A 1,257-nucleotide genomic window follows, 5' to 3' on the forward strand; every position below is an offset into this window, starting at 1 on the left:
ATCGGTACCTCGGCTGCCCTGGCCATCTCCGGCATTCCTTTCGATGGCCCGATCGGCGCTGCCCGCGTTGCGTTCCATGAAAGCACCGGTTACCTGCTGAACCCGACTTACGAACAACTGAAAGCTTCGAGCCTGGACATGGTCGTTGCCGGTACTTCGGAAGCCGTGTTGATGGTTGAATCGGAAGCCAAAGAGCTGACCGAAGACCAGATGCTGGGCGCTGTACTGTTTGCTCACGACGAGTTCCAGGTGGTAATCAACGCCGTTAAAGAACTGGCCGCTGAAGCCGCCAAGCCAACCTGGACCTGGGCTCCTCAGCCAGAAGCCACCGCACTGCTGGGCGCTATCCGTGCCGAGTTCGGCGAAGCGATCTCCCAGGCTTACACCATCACCGTCAAAGCCGACCGTTATGCGCGTCTGGGCGAGCTGAAAGACCAGGTTGTTGCCAATCTGTCCGGTGAAGAAGGTCAGCCGACCTCCGCTGAAGTCAAAGCGGCTTTCGGTGAAATCGAATACCGCACCGTTCGCGAAAACATCGTTAACGGCAAGCCACGTATCGACGGTCGCGACACCAAGACCGTACGTCCGCTGAACATCGAAGTCGGCGTTCTGCCAAAGACCCACGGTTCGGCACTGTTCACCCGTGGCGAAACCCAGGCCCTGGTAGTCGCGACGCTGGGTACTGCCCGTGACGCACAGCTGCTGGACACCCTGGAAGGCGAGAAAAAAGACCCGTTCATGCTGCACTACAACTTCCCTCCGTTCTCGGTAGGTGAGTGTGGTCGCATGGGTGGCGCTGGTCGTCGCGAAATCGGTCACGGCCGTCTGGCCCGTCGTTCGGTTCAGGCCATGCTGCCTGCTGCCGACGTGTTCCCGTACACCATTCGTGTGGTGTCGGAAATCACCGAGTCCAACGGTTCGAGCTCCATGGCTTCGGTCTGCGGCGCTTCCCTGGCTCTGATGGATGCTGGCGTTCCGATGAAGGCACCAGTTGCCGGTATCGCCATGGGTCTGGTTAAAGAAGGCGAGAAATTCGCCGTCCTGACCGACATCCTGGGCGACGAAGATCACCTCGGCGACATGGACTTCAAAGTAGCGGGTACCGCCAAAGGTGTTACCGCGCTGCAGATGGACATCAAGATCAAGGGCATCACCGAAGAAATCATGGAAATCGCTCTGGGCCAAGCCCTGGAAGCGCGCCTGAATATCCTCGGTCAGATGAACCAGATCATTGGTCAGTCGCGTACCGAGCTGTCG

General features: G+C 58.9%; 1 protein-coding gene. It reads left to right on the forward strand.

Features of this window, described 5'->3' with window-relative positions; genetic code table 11:
- Positions 1-1,257 (forward strand): polyribonucleotide nucleotidyltransferase (gene pnp / locus ACIPLA_RS28275; RefSeq protein ID WP_401177772.1); only part of this gene is annotated, 1,257 nt, incomplete at both ends.

It is taken from the genome of Pseudomonas sp. NPDC086112 (assembly GCF_044746425.1).
GTDB lineage: Bacteria > Pseudomonadota > Gammaproteobacteria > Pseudomonadales > Pseudomonadaceae > Aquipseudomonas.